The organism is Winogradskya consettensis, from assembly GCF_018332715.1.
Classification (GTDB): domain Bacteria; phylum Actinomycetota; class Actinomycetes; order Mycobacteriales; family Micromonosporaceae; genus Actinoplanes; species Actinoplanes consettensis.
In genome coordinates, this window is sequence record NZ_BOQP01000020.1 from 56835 (window position 1) to 74339 (window position 17505).

At 70.0% G+C, this 17505-nt stretch carries 18 protein-coding genes; 11 read left to right on the forward strand and 7 right to left on the reverse strand.

Features of this window, described 5'->3' with window-relative positions; translation table 11 throughout:
- The first annotated feature begins 3 nt into the window (after window positions 1-3).
- The 4 genes from Aco04nite_RS19865 to Aco04nite_RS19880 all read left to right on the forward strand — a co-directional run bounded on the left by Aco04nite_RS19865 (window position 4) and on the right by Aco04nite_RS19880 (window position 4695).
- Window positions 4-1401, forward strand: a complete 1398-nt coding sequence (locus Aco04nite_RS19865; RefSeq protein ID WP_212998736.1) for a hemolysin family protein — start codon at window positions 4-6, stop codon at window positions 1399-1401.
- Window positions 1394-1765: a cytidine deaminase-like protein gene (locus Aco04nite_RS19870; RefSeq protein WP_212998737.1), complete on the forward strand. Its 372-nt coding sequence runs from the start codon at window positions 1394-1396 to the stop codon at window positions 1763-1765. The genes Aco04nite_RS19865 and Aco04nite_RS19870 overlap by 8 nt, the downstream gene beginning before the upstream one ends.
- 893 nt (window positions 1766-2658) lie before the next feature.
- On the forward strand, window positions 2659-3564 hold the full coding sequence (era, locus tag Aco04nite_RS19875; protein ID WP_212998783.1) for a GTPase Era: 906 nt from the start codon (window positions 2659-2661) through the stop codon (window positions 3562-3564).
- 81 nt (window positions 3565-3645) lie between these two features.
- Complete coding sequence (locus Aco04nite_RS19880) at window positions 3646-4695, forward strand: acyltransferase family protein (RefSeq protein ID WP_212998738.1); 1050 nt, start codon at window positions 3646-3648, stop codon at window positions 4693-4695.
- Between the two features lie 11 nt (window positions 4696-4706).
- Here Aco04nite_RS19880 and Aco04nite_RS19885 read toward each other — a convergent pair whose 3' ends face one another.
- Window positions 4707-5498: a DUF4097 family beta strand repeat-containing protein gene (locus Aco04nite_RS19885; RefSeq protein WP_212998739.1), complete on the reverse strand. Its 792-nt coding sequence runs from the start codon at window positions 5496-5498 to the stop codon at window positions 4707-4709.
- 119 nt (window positions 5499-5617) lie between these two features.
- Between Aco04nite_RS19885 and recO the strand changes: the two genes are divergently transcribed.
- The 3 genes from recO to Aco04nite_RS19900 are packed head-to-tail and all read left to right on the forward strand — an operon-like array spanning window position 5618 to window position 7757.
- Window positions 5618-6394, forward strand: coding sequence for a DNA repair protein RecO (gene recO / locus Aco04nite_RS19890; protein WP_212998740.1), 777 nt, complete (start codon window positions 5618-5620; stop codon window positions 6392-6394).
- The gene (locus Aco04nite_RS19895) at window positions 6391-7185 is read left to right on the forward strand and encodes an isoprenyl transferase (protein ID WP_212998741.1); all 795 of its coding nucleotides are present in this window, start codon (window positions 6391-6393) and stop codon (window positions 7183-7185) included. Before recO ends, Aco04nite_RS19895 begins: the two co-directional genes overlap by 4 nt.
- Entirely contained in the window at window positions 7182-7757 is a 576-nt protein-coding gene (locus tag Aco04nite_RS19900) for a histidine phosphatase family protein (RefSeq protein WP_212998742.1), read from the forward strand. The genes Aco04nite_RS19895 and Aco04nite_RS19900 overlap by 4 nt, the downstream gene beginning before the upstream one ends.
- On the opposite strand, the gene Aco04nite_RS19905 is transcribed toward Aco04nite_RS19900, so the two are convergent.
- On the reverse strand, window positions 7737-8609 hold the full coding sequence (locus Aco04nite_RS19905; RefSeq protein ID WP_212998743.1) for an SDR family oxidoreductase: 873 nt from the start codon (window positions 8607-8609) through the stop codon (window positions 7737-7739). The genes Aco04nite_RS19900 and Aco04nite_RS19905 overlap by 21 nt on opposite strands.
- A 70-nt stretch (window positions 8610-8679) precedes the next feature.
- Between Aco04nite_RS19905 and Aco04nite_RS19910 the strand changes: the two genes are divergently transcribed.
- Window positions 8680-9540, forward strand: coding sequence for a sigma-70 family RNA polymerase sigma factor (locus Aco04nite_RS19910; protein WP_280519357.1), 861 nt, complete (start codon window positions 8680-8682; stop codon window positions 9538-9540).
- A 230-nt stretch (window positions 9541-9770) separates the two neighbouring features.
- Here Aco04nite_RS19910 and Aco04nite_RS19915 read toward each other — a convergent pair whose 3' ends face one another.
- Genes Aco04nite_RS19915 through Aco04nite_RS19925 form a run of 3 tightly spaced genes read right to left on the reverse strand, consistent with a single transcriptional unit; the run spans window position 9771 to window position 11634 of the window.
- Entirely contained in the window at window positions 9771-10445 is a 675-nt protein-coding gene (locus tag Aco04nite_RS19915; protein ID WP_244876133.1) for a haloacid dehalogenase-like hydrolase, read from the reverse strand.
- Window positions 10442-10738, reverse strand: coding sequence for an MTH1187 family thiamine-binding protein (locus Aco04nite_RS19920; RefSeq protein WP_212998744.1), 297 nt, complete (start codon window positions 10736-10738; stop codon window positions 10442-10444). Before Aco04nite_RS19920 ends, Aco04nite_RS19915 begins: the two co-directional genes overlap by 4 nt.
- Window positions 10739-10770: 32 nt before the next feature.
- On the reverse strand, window positions 10771-11634 hold the full coding sequence (locus tag Aco04nite_RS19925) for a LysR family transcriptional regulator (RefSeq protein WP_212998745.1): 864 nt from the start codon (window positions 11632-11634) through the stop codon (window positions 10771-10773).
- 83 nt (window positions 11635-11717) lie between these two features.
- Between Aco04nite_RS19925 and Aco04nite_RS19930 the strand changes: the two genes are divergently transcribed.
- The 3 genes from Aco04nite_RS19930 (at window position 11718) to Aco04nite_RS19940 (ending at window position 14461) form a co-directional block, all read left to right on the forward strand.
- Window positions 11718-12392 carry a type 1 glutamine amidotransferase domain-containing protein gene (locus tag Aco04nite_RS19930; protein WP_212998746.1) on the forward strand — a complete coding sequence of 225 codons (675 nt, stop codon included), beginning with the start codon at window positions 11718-11720 and terminating at the stop codon, window positions 12390-12392.
- Between the two features lie 671 nt (window positions 12393-13063).
- Entirely contained in the window at window positions 13064-13588 is a 525-nt protein-coding gene (locus Aco04nite_RS19935; RefSeq protein ID WP_212998747.1) for a hypothetical protein, read from the forward strand.
- A gap of 123 nt (window positions 13589-13711) precedes the next feature.
- Window positions 13712-14461, forward strand: a complete 750-nt coding sequence (locus Aco04nite_RS19940; RefSeq protein WP_212998748.1) for a hypothetical protein — start codon at window positions 13712-13714, stop codon at window positions 14459-14461.
- Window positions 14462-14652: 191 nt separating this feature from the next.
- Here the strand turns inward: Aco04nite_RS19940 and Aco04nite_RS19945 are convergent, their stop codons facing one another.
- Both Aco04nite_RS19945 and Aco04nite_RS19950 read right to left on the reverse strand, forming a co-directional pair.
- Window positions 14653-16467: a tetratricopeptide repeat protein gene (locus Aco04nite_RS19945; RefSeq protein WP_212998749.1), complete on the reverse strand. Its 1815-nt coding sequence runs from the start codon at window positions 16465-16467 to the stop codon at window positions 14653-14655.
- 145 nt (window positions 16468-16612) lie between these two features.
- Complete coding sequence (locus tag Aco04nite_RS19950) at window positions 16613-17284, reverse strand: YceI family protein (RefSeq protein WP_212998786.1); 672 nt, start codon at window positions 17282-17284, stop codon at window positions 16613-16615.
- Between the last annotated feature and the right edge of the window lie 221 nt (window positions 17285-17505).

The window sequence follows — 17505 nt, forward strand, 5'->3', positions numbered from 1 at the left end:
CCGATGGACCCCTCTTCAGCACTACCGACCCTGAGATCCGGCTCCCTGCTGGCCGAGGGCGCCGCCGCGGGGCTGCCCGACGTCCAGCTGATCGTCTACGCGGTCATCCTGGTCTTCCTGGCCGGGCTGGCGTCGATGACCGATGCCGCGCTCGCCACCGTCTCGCCCGCGCGGGCCGCGGAGATGGCCCGTGAGGGTCAGCGCGGCGCCGCGGCGCTGGCCGCCGTCGCCGGGGACGTCGTCCGGCATCTGAATCTTCTGCTGCTGCTCCGGCTCATCTGCGAGCTGACCGCGACGACCCTGGTCGCGCTGGTCGCCGTCGACAGCTGGGGCGTCGGCTGGCGGGCCGCGCTCGTCACCGCGGGCGCGATGACGCTGGTCAGCTTCGTGGTTGTCGGGGTCGCGCCGCGCACGGTCGGGCGCCAGCACGCGTACGCCGTGGGTAAGGCCACCGCGCCGCTCGTGCGGTGGATCGGGCGGGTGCTCAACCCGCTGGCGTCGCTGCTGATCCTGATCGGTAACGCCGTCACGCCCGGTAAGGGTTTCCCCGAGGGGCCGTTCGGCAGCCAGGTCGAGCTGCGCGAGCTGGTCGACCTCGCCGAGCAGCGCGGCGTCGTGGAGCACGGCGAGCGCGAGATGATCCACTCGGTGTTCGCGCTGGGTGACACGATCGCGCGCGAGGTGATGGTTCCGCGTACCGAAATGGTGTGGATCGAGGCGCCGAAGACGCTGCAGCAGGCGCTGTTCCTGTTCCTGCGCTCCGGCTTCTCGCGGATCCCGGTGATCGGCGAGAGCGTCGACGACGTGCTCGGCGTGCTCTACCTGAAGGACGTCATCCGGCGCACCCAGAACGGCGACCCCGAGGCCCCGGCCATCGCGGTCGCCGAGCTGATGCGTTCCGCGACGTTCGTGCCGGAGTCCAAGCCCGTCGACGACCTGCTCTCGGAGATGCAGGCCGCCCGCACCCACCTCGTGATCGTGGTCGACGAGTACGGCGGCACGGCGGGCCTGGTCACGATCGAGGACATCCTCGAGGAGATCGTCGGCGAGATCACCGACGAGTACGACGTCGAGCGCCCGCCGGTCGAGCACCTGGACGACGGCGCGGTGCGGGTCACCGCCCGGCTGCCGATCGAGGACCTCGGCGAGATCTTCGGCGTGGAACTGCCCGCGGACGAGGTCGAGACCGTCGGCGGCCTGCTCGCCCAGACCCTGGGCCGGGTGCCGATCCCCGGTGCGACCGTCGACGTCGGCGGCCTGCACCTGATCGCGGAAGGCACGACCGGCCGCCGCAACCGCATTGACTCGGTGCTCGTACGTCGCATCGAGACGCCGTCGGACAACTCCGACGGCGAAGAGAACGCCCCCGAGACCGAGGAAAGACAGCACGCCGATGCCTGACCAGACCATTCCAGCTCCCCCCGCGGACACCGAACTCAGTGCGGAGGACGCGAAGCTGGTCACCCTGGCCCGCGGAGCCCGCGCCCGGGTGGGTGCCGCCGAGGGAGCATCGGTACGCGACCAGGACGGCCGCACCTATGCCGCGGCGACGGTGTCGCTCCCGAGCCTGAAACTGACCGCACTCCAGCTCGCGGTGGCGTCCGCGGTGGCCGCCGGCGCCAGCAAGATCGAGGCCGCAGCGGTGACCACCGAGGCGGACACCCTGGACGAGTCCGGCCGCGCGGCCGTGCGGGACCTGACGGCCGACGCGCCGATCCACGTCGCCGGCCCGACCGGCACGCTGCTGGGAACGGTGATCCGATGACCGATCCGGATCGGCAGCTCACTGCCGGGGAACGCAACGCCCAGCGCCGCCGCGAGCGTGCCGCCGCCAAGCGCGAGCAGGCCATCGAGGCGGGCCAGCGCGGGTCGGCATCGTCCACCCGCGGCGCCGGCGTGCCGAAGGGCCGCTCCGGTGCGGGCAAGCGCGGCACAGGCTCGGGCTCTTCCAGCTCGGGCACGGGCAAGCGGGGCGCGGCGGGCGGCGAGGCCGGTGCTGACACGGGTGCCGGTGGGCGTCGTGCGGCCGGGATGGGCAAGCGTGGCGCGGCTACCAGCAAATCCGGGTTCGGTGCCTGGGGACGTGCGACGACCACGGGTAGCACCAGGAGCGGGCGCGACGCCGACGGGCGCCGGGTTGCCGGGCGTGACGGAAACGCGCGACCCGGGGCCGGTGCTGCCGGGCGCGGTGTGGCCGAGGGTGGCAGCGCGGGGCGTGGCGGCGCGCGGAGTGGCTCCACGGAGCGAAGCGGTGCCGCAGCGCGTGGCGTAACCGACGGTGCGGTTGAAGGCCGCACCACCCGCGGTGTCACAGAAGGTGGCGCCGGTCGCGGTGGCGCTGGGCGTAGCGGGGCTGAAGGCGGCGCGGGGCGTGGGAGCGCGGCGCGTGGCGTAGCCGGGCGCGGTAGCGCCGAAGGCGGAGCCGGGCGTAGCGGAGCAGGCGCAGGCCGTAGTGGGGCCGGGCGTAGCGGAGCCGAAGGCGGGAGCGCGGCGCGCGGTGGCGCCAAGGAGCGCAGCGGCGACGCGAAGCGGCGGCCGGCGGCAGTTGAGGCGCTGGTCGAGAGCACCTCCAGCGTGGAGCTGCCCCCGAGTCAGGATGCTGGTCAGGCTATTTCGGCGCCTGTTGTGCGTACCGAGAAAAAGCGGCATCGGCACAAGGTGGCGACGCCGGCGAAGCCTGTTGATGATGTTTATCGTGCCGGTTTTGCGTGTTTTGTCGGGCGGCCGAATGCGGGTAAGTCGACGCTGACCAATGCGATTATCGGACAGAAGATCGCGATCACGTCGAATAAGCCGCAGACGACGCGGCACGTCATCCGAGGCGTGTTGCACAAGGAGAATGCCCAGCTCGTGCTGGTCGATACCCCGGGGCTGCACCGGCCGAAGACGTTGCTCGGGGAGCGGCTCAACGACCTCGTGCGCGAGACGTGGAGCGAGACCGATGTGATCGGCATCTGCTTCCCGGCGGACGAGGCGGTCGGGGCCGGGGACCGGTTCATCTCGGCCGAGATGGCGGAGCTCAAGGCGACCGTGATCGCCGTCGTGACCAAGGTTGACCTGGTGGGGCCGGCGGTGCTCGCGGAGCGGCTGCTGGCGGTGAGCAAGTTGTACGACTTCGCGGATATTGTGCCGGTCAGCGCTGTTTCGGGGCATCAGGTCGACAACCTGGTCGATGTGCTGGTGAGTCATCTGCCCGAGTCGCCGGCTCTCTACCCGGACGACGTGCTCACCGAGGAGCCCGAGCAGGTGCTGATCGGGGAGCTGATCCGCGAGGCCGCGCTGGAGGGTGTGCGCGACGAGCTGCCGCACTCGATCGCCGTGCTCGTCGACGAGATGATCGTCGAGGGGAACACCACGAAGATCTATGCGAACCTGTACGTCGAGCGGGACAGCCAGAAGTCGATCGTGATCGGGACCAAGGGTGCGCGGCTCAAGGATGTCGGCACCCGGGCCCGGGCCGAGATCGAGGCGCTGCTCGGCCGGAAGATCTATCTTGACCTGCATATTCGAGTGGCGAAAGAATGGCAGCGCGACCCGAAACTCCTGCGTCGCCTGGGCTTCTAGGTAGGGGTTCAATCCAAACGGGTTTGTGGAGTTGTTCACGACGGTTTGCAATCTCGATGGCTGGCTATATAGCCATCTACTATGCGGAATCGGTACCTGGACCTGTTGCGGGCCATCGCGATAGTTCGCGTGGTGGTCTACCACTGCACGGGCTGGGCGGCGCTCACCGTCGCCCTGCCCGCGATGTCGGTGATGTTCGCGATGGCCGGCTCGCTGATGGCGGCCTCGATCGACAGATCGGGGCCGCTCGCCGTTGAGCGCCGGTTGCGCCGGTTGCTGCCGTCGTTCTGGGTGATGTCGGCCATCGCGGTGCCTGCGATGCTGCTCAGCGGGCTGGCCTGGGACTGGAAGGTCCTCTACTGGGGCTTCCCGCTGCAGGACCCGCCGGCGAACTGGTGGGGCGCGATGGCCCTGAGCGCGACCTGGTACCTGCGGGACTTCCTGTGGTTCGTGCTGCTGTCGCCGCTGGTCCTGCCGATCTTCCGGCGCTTCCCGAAGACCGCGGTCCTGGTGCCGTACGCGGCGCTCGTGGTGATCACTTTCTCCGGGGTGACCGTTCACCCCATCGTGCACGACGCGGCGCTCTACGGCGGTGCGTGGCTGCTCGGGTTCGCCCATCACGACGGGATGCTGCGCAAGATCAACCGCAGGGTCCTCGTCGGTGCTGCCGGTGTGCTCGCCGCGGCCGGTGCGGCCTGGTTCCTCACCCACCCAGGACCCCGCGGGTACGACCTGAACGACATCCCGCTCGGCAACGCGCTCTGGTCCGCGGGGTTCATCCTGATCGCCCTCGGGTTCGCCCCGGTGGCCACCGCGGCGCGCTCCGGCAGGCTCGTGACGATCCTCAACGCCCGAGCCCTGACGATCTACCTGTGGCACGTGCCGATCATCGTGGGCGTCACCAAGTGGGGCGAGGCGCACGGGCTGCCGACCCGCGGCTGGGACGGCATCAGCTGGCGACTGGTCGTGGTCGGCACCCTGGTGACACTTGCCGTGCTGCTCTTCGGCTGGGCCGAGGACGCCGCGGGCGACCGCCCCCTGCGCCTGCTCCCGGGCAAGAAACCCCGCAACGCCCCGATATCACCCGCCGTGCCCGACGTCGCGGTGCCGGCCGGGACCAAAGCCGGCTGAACCGGACCCGCCTAGAACGTGGTGACCTTGATGTTGCCGCTGCCCGTGGTGACGCTGATCGAGTTCGTGGCGGCCGGGCTGTTGGTCAGGTTGCTCTCGACCTCGCCGGAGCCGACCTCGCTGCGGAACCGGTAGCTGCCGGTCGGCACGAGGAGCTCGACGTTGCCGCTCGACGCGTTCGCGGTCACCGAGGCGGGCTGGACCAGGTGCAGTTCGACATTGCCCGACCTGGCCTCGGCGGTGATCGGCTTGCCCCCGGTGAGTTCCAGGCCCTCGACGTTGCCCGAGGTGGTGTTCAGCGTGGCCGGGCCGCTGAGCGCGTGCGCCGTGATGCTGCCGCTGGTCGACTCCGCCTTGACCGCCCCGGCGATGCGCTGCAGGTAGATCTCGCCCGAGTTCACGCTGACGTCCGCGGTGCCGACGTCGACGAGCGAGATGTTGCCGGAGTGCAGCTCGCCGGTCACCTTCACCCCGGCGGGTGCCTCGATCTCGTACGAGACCCGGCAGCTCATGCCGCAGCTCGTGTCGACCTTCAGCGTGCTCCCCGTGATCGAGTACGACTGGCCGGGGTCGCGCCCGTCCGTGCGTACGATCCGCTTGATCCGTGTCTCGGTGATCGCGGCGGTCTTGACCGACACGTCCCCGCTGGAGCCGGACACCACGATGTCGGTGACCTTGACCTTCTCGGTGTCGTCGTAGGTCAGCTTGGCGCTGAGGCCGCGGTCGCACCCGGCGAGCGAGGCCGCCGCCGCAGCGGCGATCAGGGTGATGGCACCGGTACGCCGGATCAGGCTCGCGTTCATAAGAGAGACGCTATGAGTACGGGTACCCGCGCGGCTATCGGTCCCTCCACTGACCTGTCCCCGAGATGACCCTGAGATCCGAGTCAGGGTCTGTCGTACGCAAGGGGCACAATGTCGGGGTGCCCACCGGATACAAGCGTCAGCTCTACCGCGACGACGCGGTGGTTCTGCGCGTCCAGAAGCTGGGTGAGAGCGACCGGATCATCACGTTGCTGACCCGCCGGCACGGGCGGCTGCGCGCCGTGGCCAAGGGCGTGCGGCGGACCAGCTCGAAGTTCGGCGCCCGGCTGGAGCCGTTCGGTCACATCGACCTGCAGCTCGCGGGCGGCCCGGAAGGCGTGGGCAGCAGCCTGCACTCGATCAGCCAGGTCGAGGGGGTGAACCTCTTCGGCAAGAAGTTCCTCGAGGACTACCCGCGCTACACGGCTGCCAGCGCGATCGCGGAGACCGCCGAGCGGCTCAGCCCGGTGGAGCGCGAGCCGGCGTTGCGGCTGTTCCAGCTGACGCTCGGTGCGCTCAAGGCGCTGGCGGTGGGGGAGCACTCGACGACGCTCGTGCTGGATGCGTACCTCCTGCGTGGCATGGCCTTCGCGGGGTGGGCGCCGGCGATCTCCGAGTGTGCCGTCTGTGGCACCCCGGGCCCGCACGGTGCGTTCTCGGTGCCGGCGGGCGGGTCGGTCTGCCCCGACTGCCGGCCGCCGGGCGCTGCGCACCCCGCGCCCGCGACCCTGGCGTTGATGGCAGCTCTGACGAGCGGTGACTGGTCCGTCGCGGATCACACCGAGCCTTCCGTACGCCGTGAGTGCAGCGGCCTCGTTGCCGCCCACCTGCAGTGGCACATGGAGCGCAACCTGCGCGCCCTTCCGCTTGTCGACCGACGGGAGTCCCCGAAGTGACGCGTCCGCCCACCCCGCACCTCTCCGGCGCGAAACCGCCCGCCCTGCCGAAGGACGCGATCCCGAAGCACGTGGCGATCGTGATGGACGGCAACGGCCGGTGGGCCAAGGAGCGTGGGCTGTCCCGCACCAAGGGTCACGAGCAGGGCGAATACTCGCTGTTCGACACGATCGAGGGCGCCGTCGAGCTCGGCATCCCGTACCTCTCCGCCTATGCGTTCTCCACCGAGAACTGGAAGCGCTCCCCGGAGGAGGTCCGCTTCCTGATGGGCTTCAACCGTGACGTCATCCGGCGCCGCCGCGACCAGCTCAACGACCTGGGCGTCCGCATCGTCTGGTCGGGCCGGGCCGGCCGGCTCTGGAAGAGCGTCATCTCGGAGCTGCAGGAAGCCGAGGAGTTGTCGAAGAACAACAAGAAGCTCACCCTGCAGTTCTGCGTCAACTACGGCGGCCAGGCGGAGATCGCCGACGCCGCCGCCGCGATCGCCCGCGACGTCGCCGCCGGCAAACTCAAGGCCGACAAGGTCAACGAGAAGACCATCCAGCGCTACCTCTACCACCCCGAGGTGCCGGAGGTCGACATGTTCCTGCGCCCCTCCGGCGAGCAGCGCACCTCCAACTTCCTGCTCTGGCAGTCCGCGTACGCCGAGCTCGTCTATCTGGACACCCTCTGGCCGGACTTCGACCGCCGCCACCTCTGGTACGCCTGCGAGCTCTACGCCCAGCGCGACCGCCGCTTCGGCGGGGCGATCCCCAACCCCATCGCACCCCCGTCGGCGGCGATCCAGTGACCGCGACCCGCTGGCTCTACCTCGCCCGCCACGGCGACGCCGCAGAAACCGGAGGCCTGACGGACACCGGCCGCGAGCAGGCAAAACTGCTCGCCGAGCGGCTCTCCGACGTCCCTCTGGCCATCGTCACGCACAGCCCCCTGCAGCGCGCGGCCGAGACAGCCGCGGCGGTGCACGCCCCGTCCACCGAGATCTGGGCTGCGGCCGGCGACTACGTGCCGTTCGTCCCCGACCCGGTCCCGCCGGCTCTCGAGGGCTACACGCCGCAGGAACGAGCGGACGGCGCACGCTGGGCCGCCGAAGCCCTGGACCGCTTCGCCAAGCCGGTCGAGGGTGACATCGAGACCCACGAGCTGGTGATCACCCACGCCTTCCTGGTGGCGTGGTTCGTCCGCGACGCCCTGGGCGCCCCACCCGAACGCTGGCTGGGCCTCAACTCCGCCAACTGCGCACTCACGGTGATCCGCTACACGCCGGACCGGCCGCCGGCGCTCGTCCTCTTCAACGACCTTTCGCACCTGCCGCCGGAATTGCGCTGGACGGGTTTCTCCTCAGGGCTTGTCCCCCGGTAGCGCCGTTGCCGCTCCCAGAAACCCGTCCCAGGTGAGGCCGGTTCCCGGAGAGGCGGCCAGGTTGGCTCCCGCGCGGATTGCCGCGTAGGCCCGGCCGCCCAGCCGCATCGGCACGAGCAGGCGTCGCTGCCCGGTCTTTTTCAGGTACGCCCGGAGCAGCGCATCCATTCCCTCCACGCGCGGGCCGGCGAGGTCTTCGACAAGCCCTGCCGGCGCGCCGAGGGCAAGCTCCACGAGCCGGGTCGCCACCAGACCGGCGTCCAGCGGCTGGAACCTCACTCCCGCCGGGACGGGTATCACCGGCAGCTTCGTCATCTGACGGGCAACCAGCAGTGTCAGGTCGTGGAACTGTGTCGCCCGCAGTGTTGTCCATGGCAGCCCGGATTCCGCGATGACCCGCTCGGCGGCCAGCTGGTCGGCGAAGTAGCCGAACATCGCCCGGTCGACGCGGCTCACCACCGGGACCCGGTCCGCGCCGACCACCGAGATGAAGACGACGTGGGTTCCGGGCGCGAGGGCCCGGACGAGGATGCGTGCCTTGTCCACGTCCCCGCTGGACCCGCCGGCAAGATGCAACACCGTTGTGACGTCCCGGGCTGCTTGTTCGACGCCCGCACCCGTCGCGAGATCACCGGCTACGTATTCGACGCCGGCAAGACCGCTGGGATCACCAGGCACGTGTTTGACGCCGGTAAGAGCGGCGCGGTCGCCGGTCATGTTTTCCACGCCGGTAAGGGTGGCGGGCGGTGGGCGGCGGGTGAGGACCCGAAGATGGCCGGCTCCTTCGAGCAGGGGCAGGACGCGGCGGCCGAGGGTTCCGGTGCCGCCGGTGATGAGAAAGAGTGGGGTCATGTTGTCGGCCGTCACATTCTTCGGGGCTCAGGGGTCAAGGGGATGACACCCGGCGACGAAGGAATGTGACGTGACGGAGCAGCCGAACCTGGCCGAGCACTTCGAGGGCAATCGGGCGCGGTTGCGCGCTGTCGCGTACCGGATGCTCGGCTCGTTGAGTGAGGCCGACGATGCCGTGCAGGAAGCGTGGCTGCGTGCCGATCGGGCCGGGATCGCGGGTGTCGAGAATGTGCCCGCGTGGCTGACCACCGTCGTCGCCCGGGTCAGCCTGAACCTGCTCCGCGCCCGCCGGTCCCGCCGCGAGGAGCCGATCATGCCGGACCCGGTCGTCGACCCGGCCTCCGGAGTGGATCCTGAGCACGACGTACTGCTGGCCGATGCGGTCGGGGTCGCGCTGCTCGTGATCCTGGGGACCCTCACACCGGCCGAGCGGCTCGCGTTCGTGTTGCACGACATGTTCGCGGTGCCGTTCGAGGAGATCGCGCCGATGATCGAACGGTCACCCGCCGCGGCACGCCAGCTCGCCAGCCGTGCGCGGCGCCGGGTGCGGGGTCAGGCCCCCACCCCAGATCCCGATGTACGCGCTCAGCGCACGGTGGTCGACGCCTTCTTCGCCGCCGCCCGCGACGGCGACCTCGACCGCCTCGCCAGCGTCCTGCACCCCGACGTGGTGCTGCGCGCCGACGGAGGCACCGCCCGCGAACGGCAGACCGTCGTCCTCAACGGCCCCGACGCGGTGATCCGCCAGGCCCGGCTCGGCGCCCAGTTCTTCAACATCGCCCACCCTGCCCTGATCAACGGCGCGGCCGGCGCGGTGATCAGGGCCGGCGACCAGGTCCTGTCGATCATGGCCTTCACCGTGACGAACGGCCGGATCGCCGCCATCGACGTCCTCGCCGACCCCGACCGCCTCGCCACCCTGAACCTGTGAGGCACCCGGCTCGGCCCGGAACGGCCCGGCCCGGAACGGCCCGGCCCGGAACGGCCCGGAACGGCCCGGCCCGGAACGGCCCGGAACGGCCCGGCCCGGAACGGCCCGGAACGGCCCGGCCCGGAACGGCCCGGAACGGCCCGGCCCGGAACGGCCCGGCCCGGAACGGCCCGGCCCGGAACGGCCGGTTCCGGCTCGGATCTGCCCTGTCCCGGCCCGGGACGGGTGGCTCAGCTTGTGATGGCGTCGACCGCGACCGCGACGTCGGACAGGTCCGGCAGCACGATGTGTGCCCCGGCGAGGGTGAGCTCGGCCATGCTGTTCCCGCCCGTGGCGACGGCGACGGCGAGAGCGCCATTCGCGAGCGCGCCGGCGACGTCGTGCACGGTGTCGCCGATCACCACGGCGCGGAACTTCTCGCCGTACTTCTGCTGGGCTCGTTCCTGGGAGCGGCGCACGAGCGTTGCGCGTACTGAATCATCGGTGCCGTAACCACCCACCTGCGCGTCGAAGGCACCGGAGAGGTCGAAGGCCTCGACCTTCGCGGCCGCGACCTGCGGCACCTTGCCGGTGACCAGCGTCTGCACGACGTCGTCGCGGGCGGCGAGGGCATCCAGCACTTCGCGTACGCCGGGCAGCAGCGCACCTTGCTCCGCGAACAGATGGCGCGTTCCGTGCACCTCTTCTATGTACCGTTCGAAGAACCGTTCGGGAGTGCAGTCCGTGACCCCGTGCGAGGCGAACACCTCGGTGCAGATGTCCAGATCGGTGCGGCCGCCGAAGTCCGGCGTGATCTTCCAGTCGACGCCGGTGACCGCGGTGAAGGCGGTCATCCACGCCCGGCCCGCGACCCCGCCGCCGTGCAGCAGTGTGCGGTCGATGTCCCACATGACCAGCCGTCTCACTGCTCGGCCAGCCTCCGCTCGACATGCGCCACCTTCTCATGCAGCGCGTCGACGACCCCGGGCCGGATGTCGGCCTTGAGGGACAGGCTGACCCGTGGTGCCTGCGCGGCGACGACGTCGACAGCCTGCTTGATCACGGCCATCACCTCGTCCCATTCGCCCTCGATGGTGGTGAACATGGCGTCCGTGCGGTTCGGTAACCCGGAGTCCCGGACCGCTCGCACGGCGTCGGCGACGATGTCACCCACGGATTCGGAGACGCCGATCGGCGTGACGGAGAAAGCAACCAGCATGCGGCCATGATCCGCCAGAGCTGCGCGGATCGCTACCAGCCGCGTGCGGCGTCCAGGAGCAGATCACGCACCTTGCGTACGCCCGGATCGGCATCTGTTCCCGGACGTTGGACCAGATATCCGGTGTTGGTCGGCGGTTCGGCGGGTTTGTGCAGCTCGACGAGGCGGCCGGTGGCCAGTTCCTCGGCACACATGAACCGGGGGAGCACACTCCAGCCCGCGCCGGCGACAGTGGCCGAGAGCACACCGCGAAGGTCCGGGATCGTCATGGCGGGACGGGCGTTGAGCTGCTTGCCGAAGGCGCTGCGCCAGTAGCGGCGCGCGATCGGCAGGTGGTCCGCGTAGGTAATGAGGGGCATGTCCTCGAAGGCCGGCGACGGTACCTGCCAGGCCCACTGCGGCGCGGCGACCAGCACAAACTCTTCCACCATGAACGGCACAGAGCTGAATGCGCGGCTGCGCGGCCGCTGGGTGGAGATCACGAGATCATGCTGACCGGTACGCAACTCCTCCAGCAACGCATCCGTCAGCCCCATCGTGACGCGGATCTCCATGCCCTCCAGGATCAGCGGCGCCAGGGCCGGGGCCACCCGCAGACACAGCAGCTCAGCGGGCCCGGCGAGGCGAACCGGCCGGGCGCTCACCGCAGCGGCGTCATCAAGGGCGGACAGGGCGTCCAGCGGCGCGGCGACCCGGACAGCGAGCCCGTGCGCGAACGGCGTCGGCTCCACGCCGCGTGGCAGCCGGACGAACAGGTCCTCGCCGAGCTGCTGCTCCAGGGCCCTGACCTGCGCTGTCACCGTCGGCTGCGAGATCGCCAGCAGCTTCGCGGCCTCCGTGATCGAGCCGGCCCGGTAGACCGCGAGGAACGTACGCAAGAGGTTGAGGTCGCTCACGCCCGCCAACCTATCAAAATCCTGATGGCACCCATGTCAACATCTATTGGCCGACCGATGGCTCCCCGCTCTATCGTCGAGCCATGACAAAAATCCTCTTCATCATGACCGCCGCCGCCACCTGGACCCTCAAGGACGGCACCAAGCACCCCACCGGCTTCTGGGCCGAAGAGGCCGTCACCCCCTATGAGCTGTTCAAGCAGGCCGGCCACGAGATCGTCGTCGCCACTCCCGGTGGCGTCGTGTCGCCCGTCGACGAGGCGAGCCTGGCCGGCGACAATGCCGCCCTGCGCGACGTGATCGCCAAGGCCCCCGAATTCCAGAACCCCATCGCCCTCACCGACGTCCACCTCGACGACTACGCCGCGGTCTACGTCCCCGGCGGCCACGGCCCCATGGAAGACCTCGCCGTCGACCCCACCTCCGGCGCACTCCTCGCCACCGCCGTCCGTGCGGGCACCCCGGTCGCCGTCGTCTGCCACGGCCCCGCCGCTCTCCTGGCGGCCGTCGACGAAACCGGCACCAACGCCTTCGCCGGCTACCGCATCACCGCCTTCACCAACGAGGAAGAAACCCAGGCCGGCAACGCCACCCAGGCCCCCTGGCTCCTCGAAGACCGCCTGACCGCAGCAGGCCTCGACGTCCGCACCGCAGCCCCCTGGGCCCCCCACACCCAAACCGACCGCAACCTCGTCACTGGCCAGAACCCCGCCTCCTCCGCCGAGGTGGCAAAAGCCCTCCTGGCCCAACTGTCCTGACCAACCGCTACGGCCCTCCTGCTGATCCGGCCGCCCTCCTGTCGATCTGCCTGCGCCGGTCTCGACCCAACTACTCGCCCTCAGCTGCCAGTCCAAGCGGACCGCGGCGACCAATCCTCATCGGGCGGTCCTTCGTGGATTGGTAGCTGAATGCTGGCCTGTCCGCCTCTCCAGCCGGGCCGGATGGGCCGCCGACCCAGGCTGGGCCGGTTTCCCGTGCCCGGTTTCCCGTGCCCGGTTTTCTGTGGCCGGCTTTCTGTGGCCGGGTCGTTCCGGCCAGGGTTCCACGACCGGGTTCCTGTGCCGGTCCTTGTGGCCGACGAATTGGGGTGTTATTCGACGGATGGGCGATTGACAGGTTTTGTGGAGTGCGCCGCCGAGCATGGAGAGACGGAGGGCGTCGCTCCGAGCGTCCCGATCGACAACCAAGGAGATCGAACCCCGTGCGCGTCACCACCCCCCGAACCACGTCAACCGCGACTTCCCCGAGCTCGGCCGCGTCAGCGCCTGCCTCCGCACCGGTCATAGGTTCCGCCCGGGCGGTGGGGCCGGTCCGGGGCCTCGTGGTGGCTGCCGGGTCCGCGCTCGCCTTGGCGGCCTGCAGTTCAGGAACGACGCCGTCCACGGATCCCGTCGGTGCGCCGAGCCGTCCGGCGGGGTCCTCCTCTCCGGTGGCAGTGGAGTCGACCGGGTCGTCTCCGGAGCCGACCGGTGAACCCACGGCGAAGAGCGAGACCGGGTCTGCGGCGATTCTCGCGGGGGAGCGGCAGGTAGTGCTGCGGCCCGTGCAGACGGTCGAGTCCGTGCTGCACGTGGACGATCGGGGGCATCTCGCGCTGACCGATGGGGAGAGTCCGTTGAGCTTGTTCGTGCTGGTCCCGGTGCGCGAGGGCAAACATCAGATCCGCACCGCGAAGGCCGGTGGCAACGGCAAGCCGGCCTGCATCGGGCTCAAGGAGAATCCTGCCGGATCCGCGACGCTGGACGCCGTGGCCTGCGACGCGTCGAAAGCGGGGCAGCTGTTCGACTTCGAGGCGGGGAAGAAGAACCAGGAAGGCAAGCAGACCTACGCGATCCACACGGACAAGGACTACTACGTCCGGGCATTGGACGAGACCGGGGTGGAAGCGGTCGGCGCCACGACTCCCGACACGACGTTTGTCCTCGTCGACAACGGTGCAGCACCGTCACGTTGAGGGTTCTCCCCGGTTAGTGCCAAGGCGAATGCGGGCGATGCGATCCGGCGGCGCGGGCTTGGAACATGGGCCTTCGAGCACGCCGCCGCCGGGTGGTGAGCATCCGACGAGGAGGTTCGTCCCATGCGCCGTACCAACGGATTCGCGACCGCCCGCTCTGCCGGAGTAGCGGTGACGGCGGCAGCCGCGTTCGCCCTGGCCGCATGCGCCTCGGGTTCCGCGTCCGGCACCCAGCCAGGCGGCCCGGCAGCCGCCTCGGGAACACCTGAGGCAACCCAGGCGGCCTCGGTCCCGGCCACCTCAAAGCCGGCCGTCGACACGACAAAAAACAACAGCGACAGCAGCAGCGGCGACGACAGCGGTGGCGGCGATAGCGGTGGCGGCGATAGTGGCGGCGGTGACGGGGGAGGGGCGGGCGGCATCCTGGGTGGTGAGCGGCAGATTGTGCTGCGGCCGGTGCAGACGTTCGAGTCGATTCTGCACGTCGACGCCAAGGGTCACCTCGCCCTGACCGATGGCGAAACCGGCAGCGGGCTGTTCGTCCTGCTCCCGGGCCGGGACGGTAAGCACCAGATCCGCCTGGCGAAGGCTGACCCTTCCGGCGAAGCTTCCTGCATCGGCCTCAAGGAGAACACCAGCGGCTCGGCGACGCTGGACGCCGCGCCCTGTGACTCGTCCAAGGCGGGCCAGCTGTTCGACTTCGAGAAGTTGAGGAAGACCGACAACGGCAGCCCGACCTACTCGATCCGGACCACCAAGGGCTACTACATCCGCGCCCTGGACGAAACCGGCGTCGAGGCAGTCGCCACCGGCCCCGACACGACGTTCGTCCTCGTCGACAACGGCACCGCCCCCGCCGGCCCCGGCGACTGAAACCCCACCGCCCAGCCTCCACCGCCCAGCCTCCACCGCCCGGCTCTCACTGCCCGGCTCTCACTGCCCGGCTCTCACTGCCCGGCTCTCACTGCCTGGCTCTTAATGCCAGGCCGCCAGCCAGCGCCGACCGGCAATCAGCCCAAGCGGAATAGCCCGGTAACGAAGCCATGGTCACAGGCCAGGCACGTTCAGTCCTTACCCCGCCGGAACAGCCTCAGCCAGGAACGCTTCTTATTCGAAGAGGAAGAGGAAGAGGAAGCCTCGGGAGCGGCAGCGGGCGCGGCCAGGATGTCGGATGCCAGAGATGTCACTGCCGGGATCATCTCCGGGGTGATCAGGGCGAGTGTGGCCAGCGAGTCGAGGATGGTGACGACGCGTTCCTGGGAGGCCTCGACGGCTCGGACGAAGCGGGTGCCGACGGTTTCGCGTACCTCGATGCGGCAGGAGGGGTCCGACCAGGCTGCCACGATGAGGGCGAAAAGGGCGGCCTCGGTGATCCAGTCCTCGATGCCGAAAGCGAGCTCGGTGAGCAGGCGGCGGTGGGCTGTGGTGTCCGTGGGGTGGTCGCGGCCGAGTTCGGCGGAGTGCAGGATGCCGAGGCAGACGTAGACCTGGACGCAGCGTTCCCACCAGCCGGGCGGGAGTTCGGCGAGCTCGGGTGGTGGGGCCGGGGGGTAGACCAGCAGGGCGAGGAGGTCGGTGATGGGGAGTTGGCCGAGGGGCAGGGCCTGGTCGTAGGCCGCGATCGGGTGTGGCCAGCCGGGGGTGACGACCTGGCGGACCAGATCATTGGCGGCCGGTGGCGGTGGTTGCACGGCCGGGGTGGCGATCGTTTCTTCGTACGCCCACAGTGCGCGACCTGCTCGCAAGGGGTCGACCATGTCGGCGGGCGGGGGCCCCGCGATCGACACGTCGGCGCCGGGGAACGCTCGCCGGACGACGCCGAGGGCGCTCGGGACCTCCAGGGCTGAGAGGCTGAGCCGGGTCAGGCCGCTGGGTGCCTGGATGAGCGCGTTGATGCACGCCTCGGTGGCCGGGGCGGGCATGCCCAGCCAGTTGCGGCCCTGGCAGCAGTGTTCGAGTTCGTGGTGCTCGTGACCGGCGGGTGGGTGGTCGCGGGTGTAGTCGGCGAGGTCGATCAGGTGGCGGGCCTCGCCGTCGCGGTCGTAGCGCAGGCGGTGCAGGGTGTGGACCACGCAGTCGTCGGAGGGGTCGAGCCGGACGGCCTCCTCGAGCAGGGATTGGGCCTCGTCGAAGTGGCCCTGTGCTGCGAGCCAGTTCGAGAGGTCGGCGCAGAGGTCCAGTTCGGTGGGGTATCGGCGGTATGCGTCGCGGAGGACGGCGATGCCCGCTTCGGTGCGGCCGTCGGCTCTGAGGGCGTACGCGTACCAGACGAGCGTCAGTTTGCTGGGCTCGAGGCGCACCGCGTGCTCTCCCCAGGAAACGGCCTGGGCGGTCGCACCTAGCCGGCGGCCCAGTCCTGCCGCGGTGGCGTGGATCATGGCGGCGTCGGGGTGGGCTGTCACCGCTCGCCGCGCCAGATCGAGATAGACCTCGTTGGCGGCGCGGATGCCGGGGGCGGCGGGGTCGCCGAGGGGGCGCATGACGGTGGTGAAGATCTGGGCGATGACCTGGGGTTCCAGGCTTGCGAGGTCGAGGGCGCGGACCCAGCTGACGTCGGCCCAGGGTTTCTCCGGGTCGGCGGCGGTTGCCTGCGCGAGCATGGTGAGGGCGCGGGCGGGGTCGGTGGGGGCCAGCAGGTGCGCGTGCGCGACGACCGTACCGATGAAGATGGGTTCTTCGATCGGGAAGAGCTCGGGGCCGTGGGCGCGGGTGGCCAGGACCGCGAGCAGTTCGTGCACCTCGGGCAGGCCGGGGGCGTAGGCGAGGGCGCCGGCCAGGTGGGATGCGGCGTGCTGGAGGTCATCCTCCGCGAGGGCGACGCGGGCGAGTGACAACTCGCCGTGCGCCTCCTCGACCGTGGTGTCGGCGCCTTCGGGCATTGCGAGAGGCTAGATCATCCCCCACGGCCGGAGGAAGCGAGCCCCGGGCAAGATCAGCCGCTGAGGCTCGAGCTGCCGGTAAGGCTCGGGCTGGCAGAGTGGCTCGGGCCGGCAGAGTGGCTCGGGCCGGCAGTGCAGCCCGAGATCAGCCGGGCTGCTGGAGGATGGCCTCGCCGGCGATCTCGATGCGGATCCGTTTGCCGACGAGCCAGCCGCCGGCCTCCAGGGCGACGTTCCAGACCAGCCCGAAGTCTTCCCGGTCGATCTCGGTGGTCGCGCTGAAACCGAAGATGTCCTGACCGTACGGGTCGCGCCGGGCCCCGCCGAACTCGACGGTCAGGTCGACCGGGCGGTGCACGTCCTTGACGGAGAGGTCGCCGCTGAGCACGAAGCGTCCCGGGGAGCGGGACGGCTCGGGCACGTCGGTGACCGCGCCGCGGCGGGTGAGCGGGTTGTTGCGCAGCCGGGCCCAGTCGAAGATCGCGTCGTTGTTCTCGCGCCAGGCCAGGCCGGTGCTCGCGTAGGCGATCGTGGGGAAATTCTCCACGTCGAGGAAGTCGGCGCTCTGCAGATGCACGTCACGGTCGGGGTTGTGCGTGGTGACGCTCGCGGTCTCGATGTGTGCGGTGACCGAGGACTGGGCCGGGTCGTCGCCGATGGTGATCGTGGCGCCGCCGCGGGCGAATTCACCGCGGACCGCGCTCACCATCATGTGCTGCGCCTGGAAACCAATTCGCTTGTGCGCTTCGTCGAGAATATAGATGCCCGGCTCTGGAATGGTGACGCCATTCCACACCCGCGTCGGGCGGTCATTCATCGCAGCGGTCCCCCGGTCGGTGACTGTGCTCACTGTGCTCACCATTCCCTCCGCGTCGAACGTCGCGTCGAACTTCGTATCGAACAAGGCCCCGGCGCGAGGCTCCGTTGATCCTATGTCGCAATTTTGTGCGCCCGTCACCAGCGGTTGTGGTACCCGCGCAGCGATTTGGGGCGGACACACGATTTATGTCCTGTTTGGCCCGTGGATCGGGGTCGAAA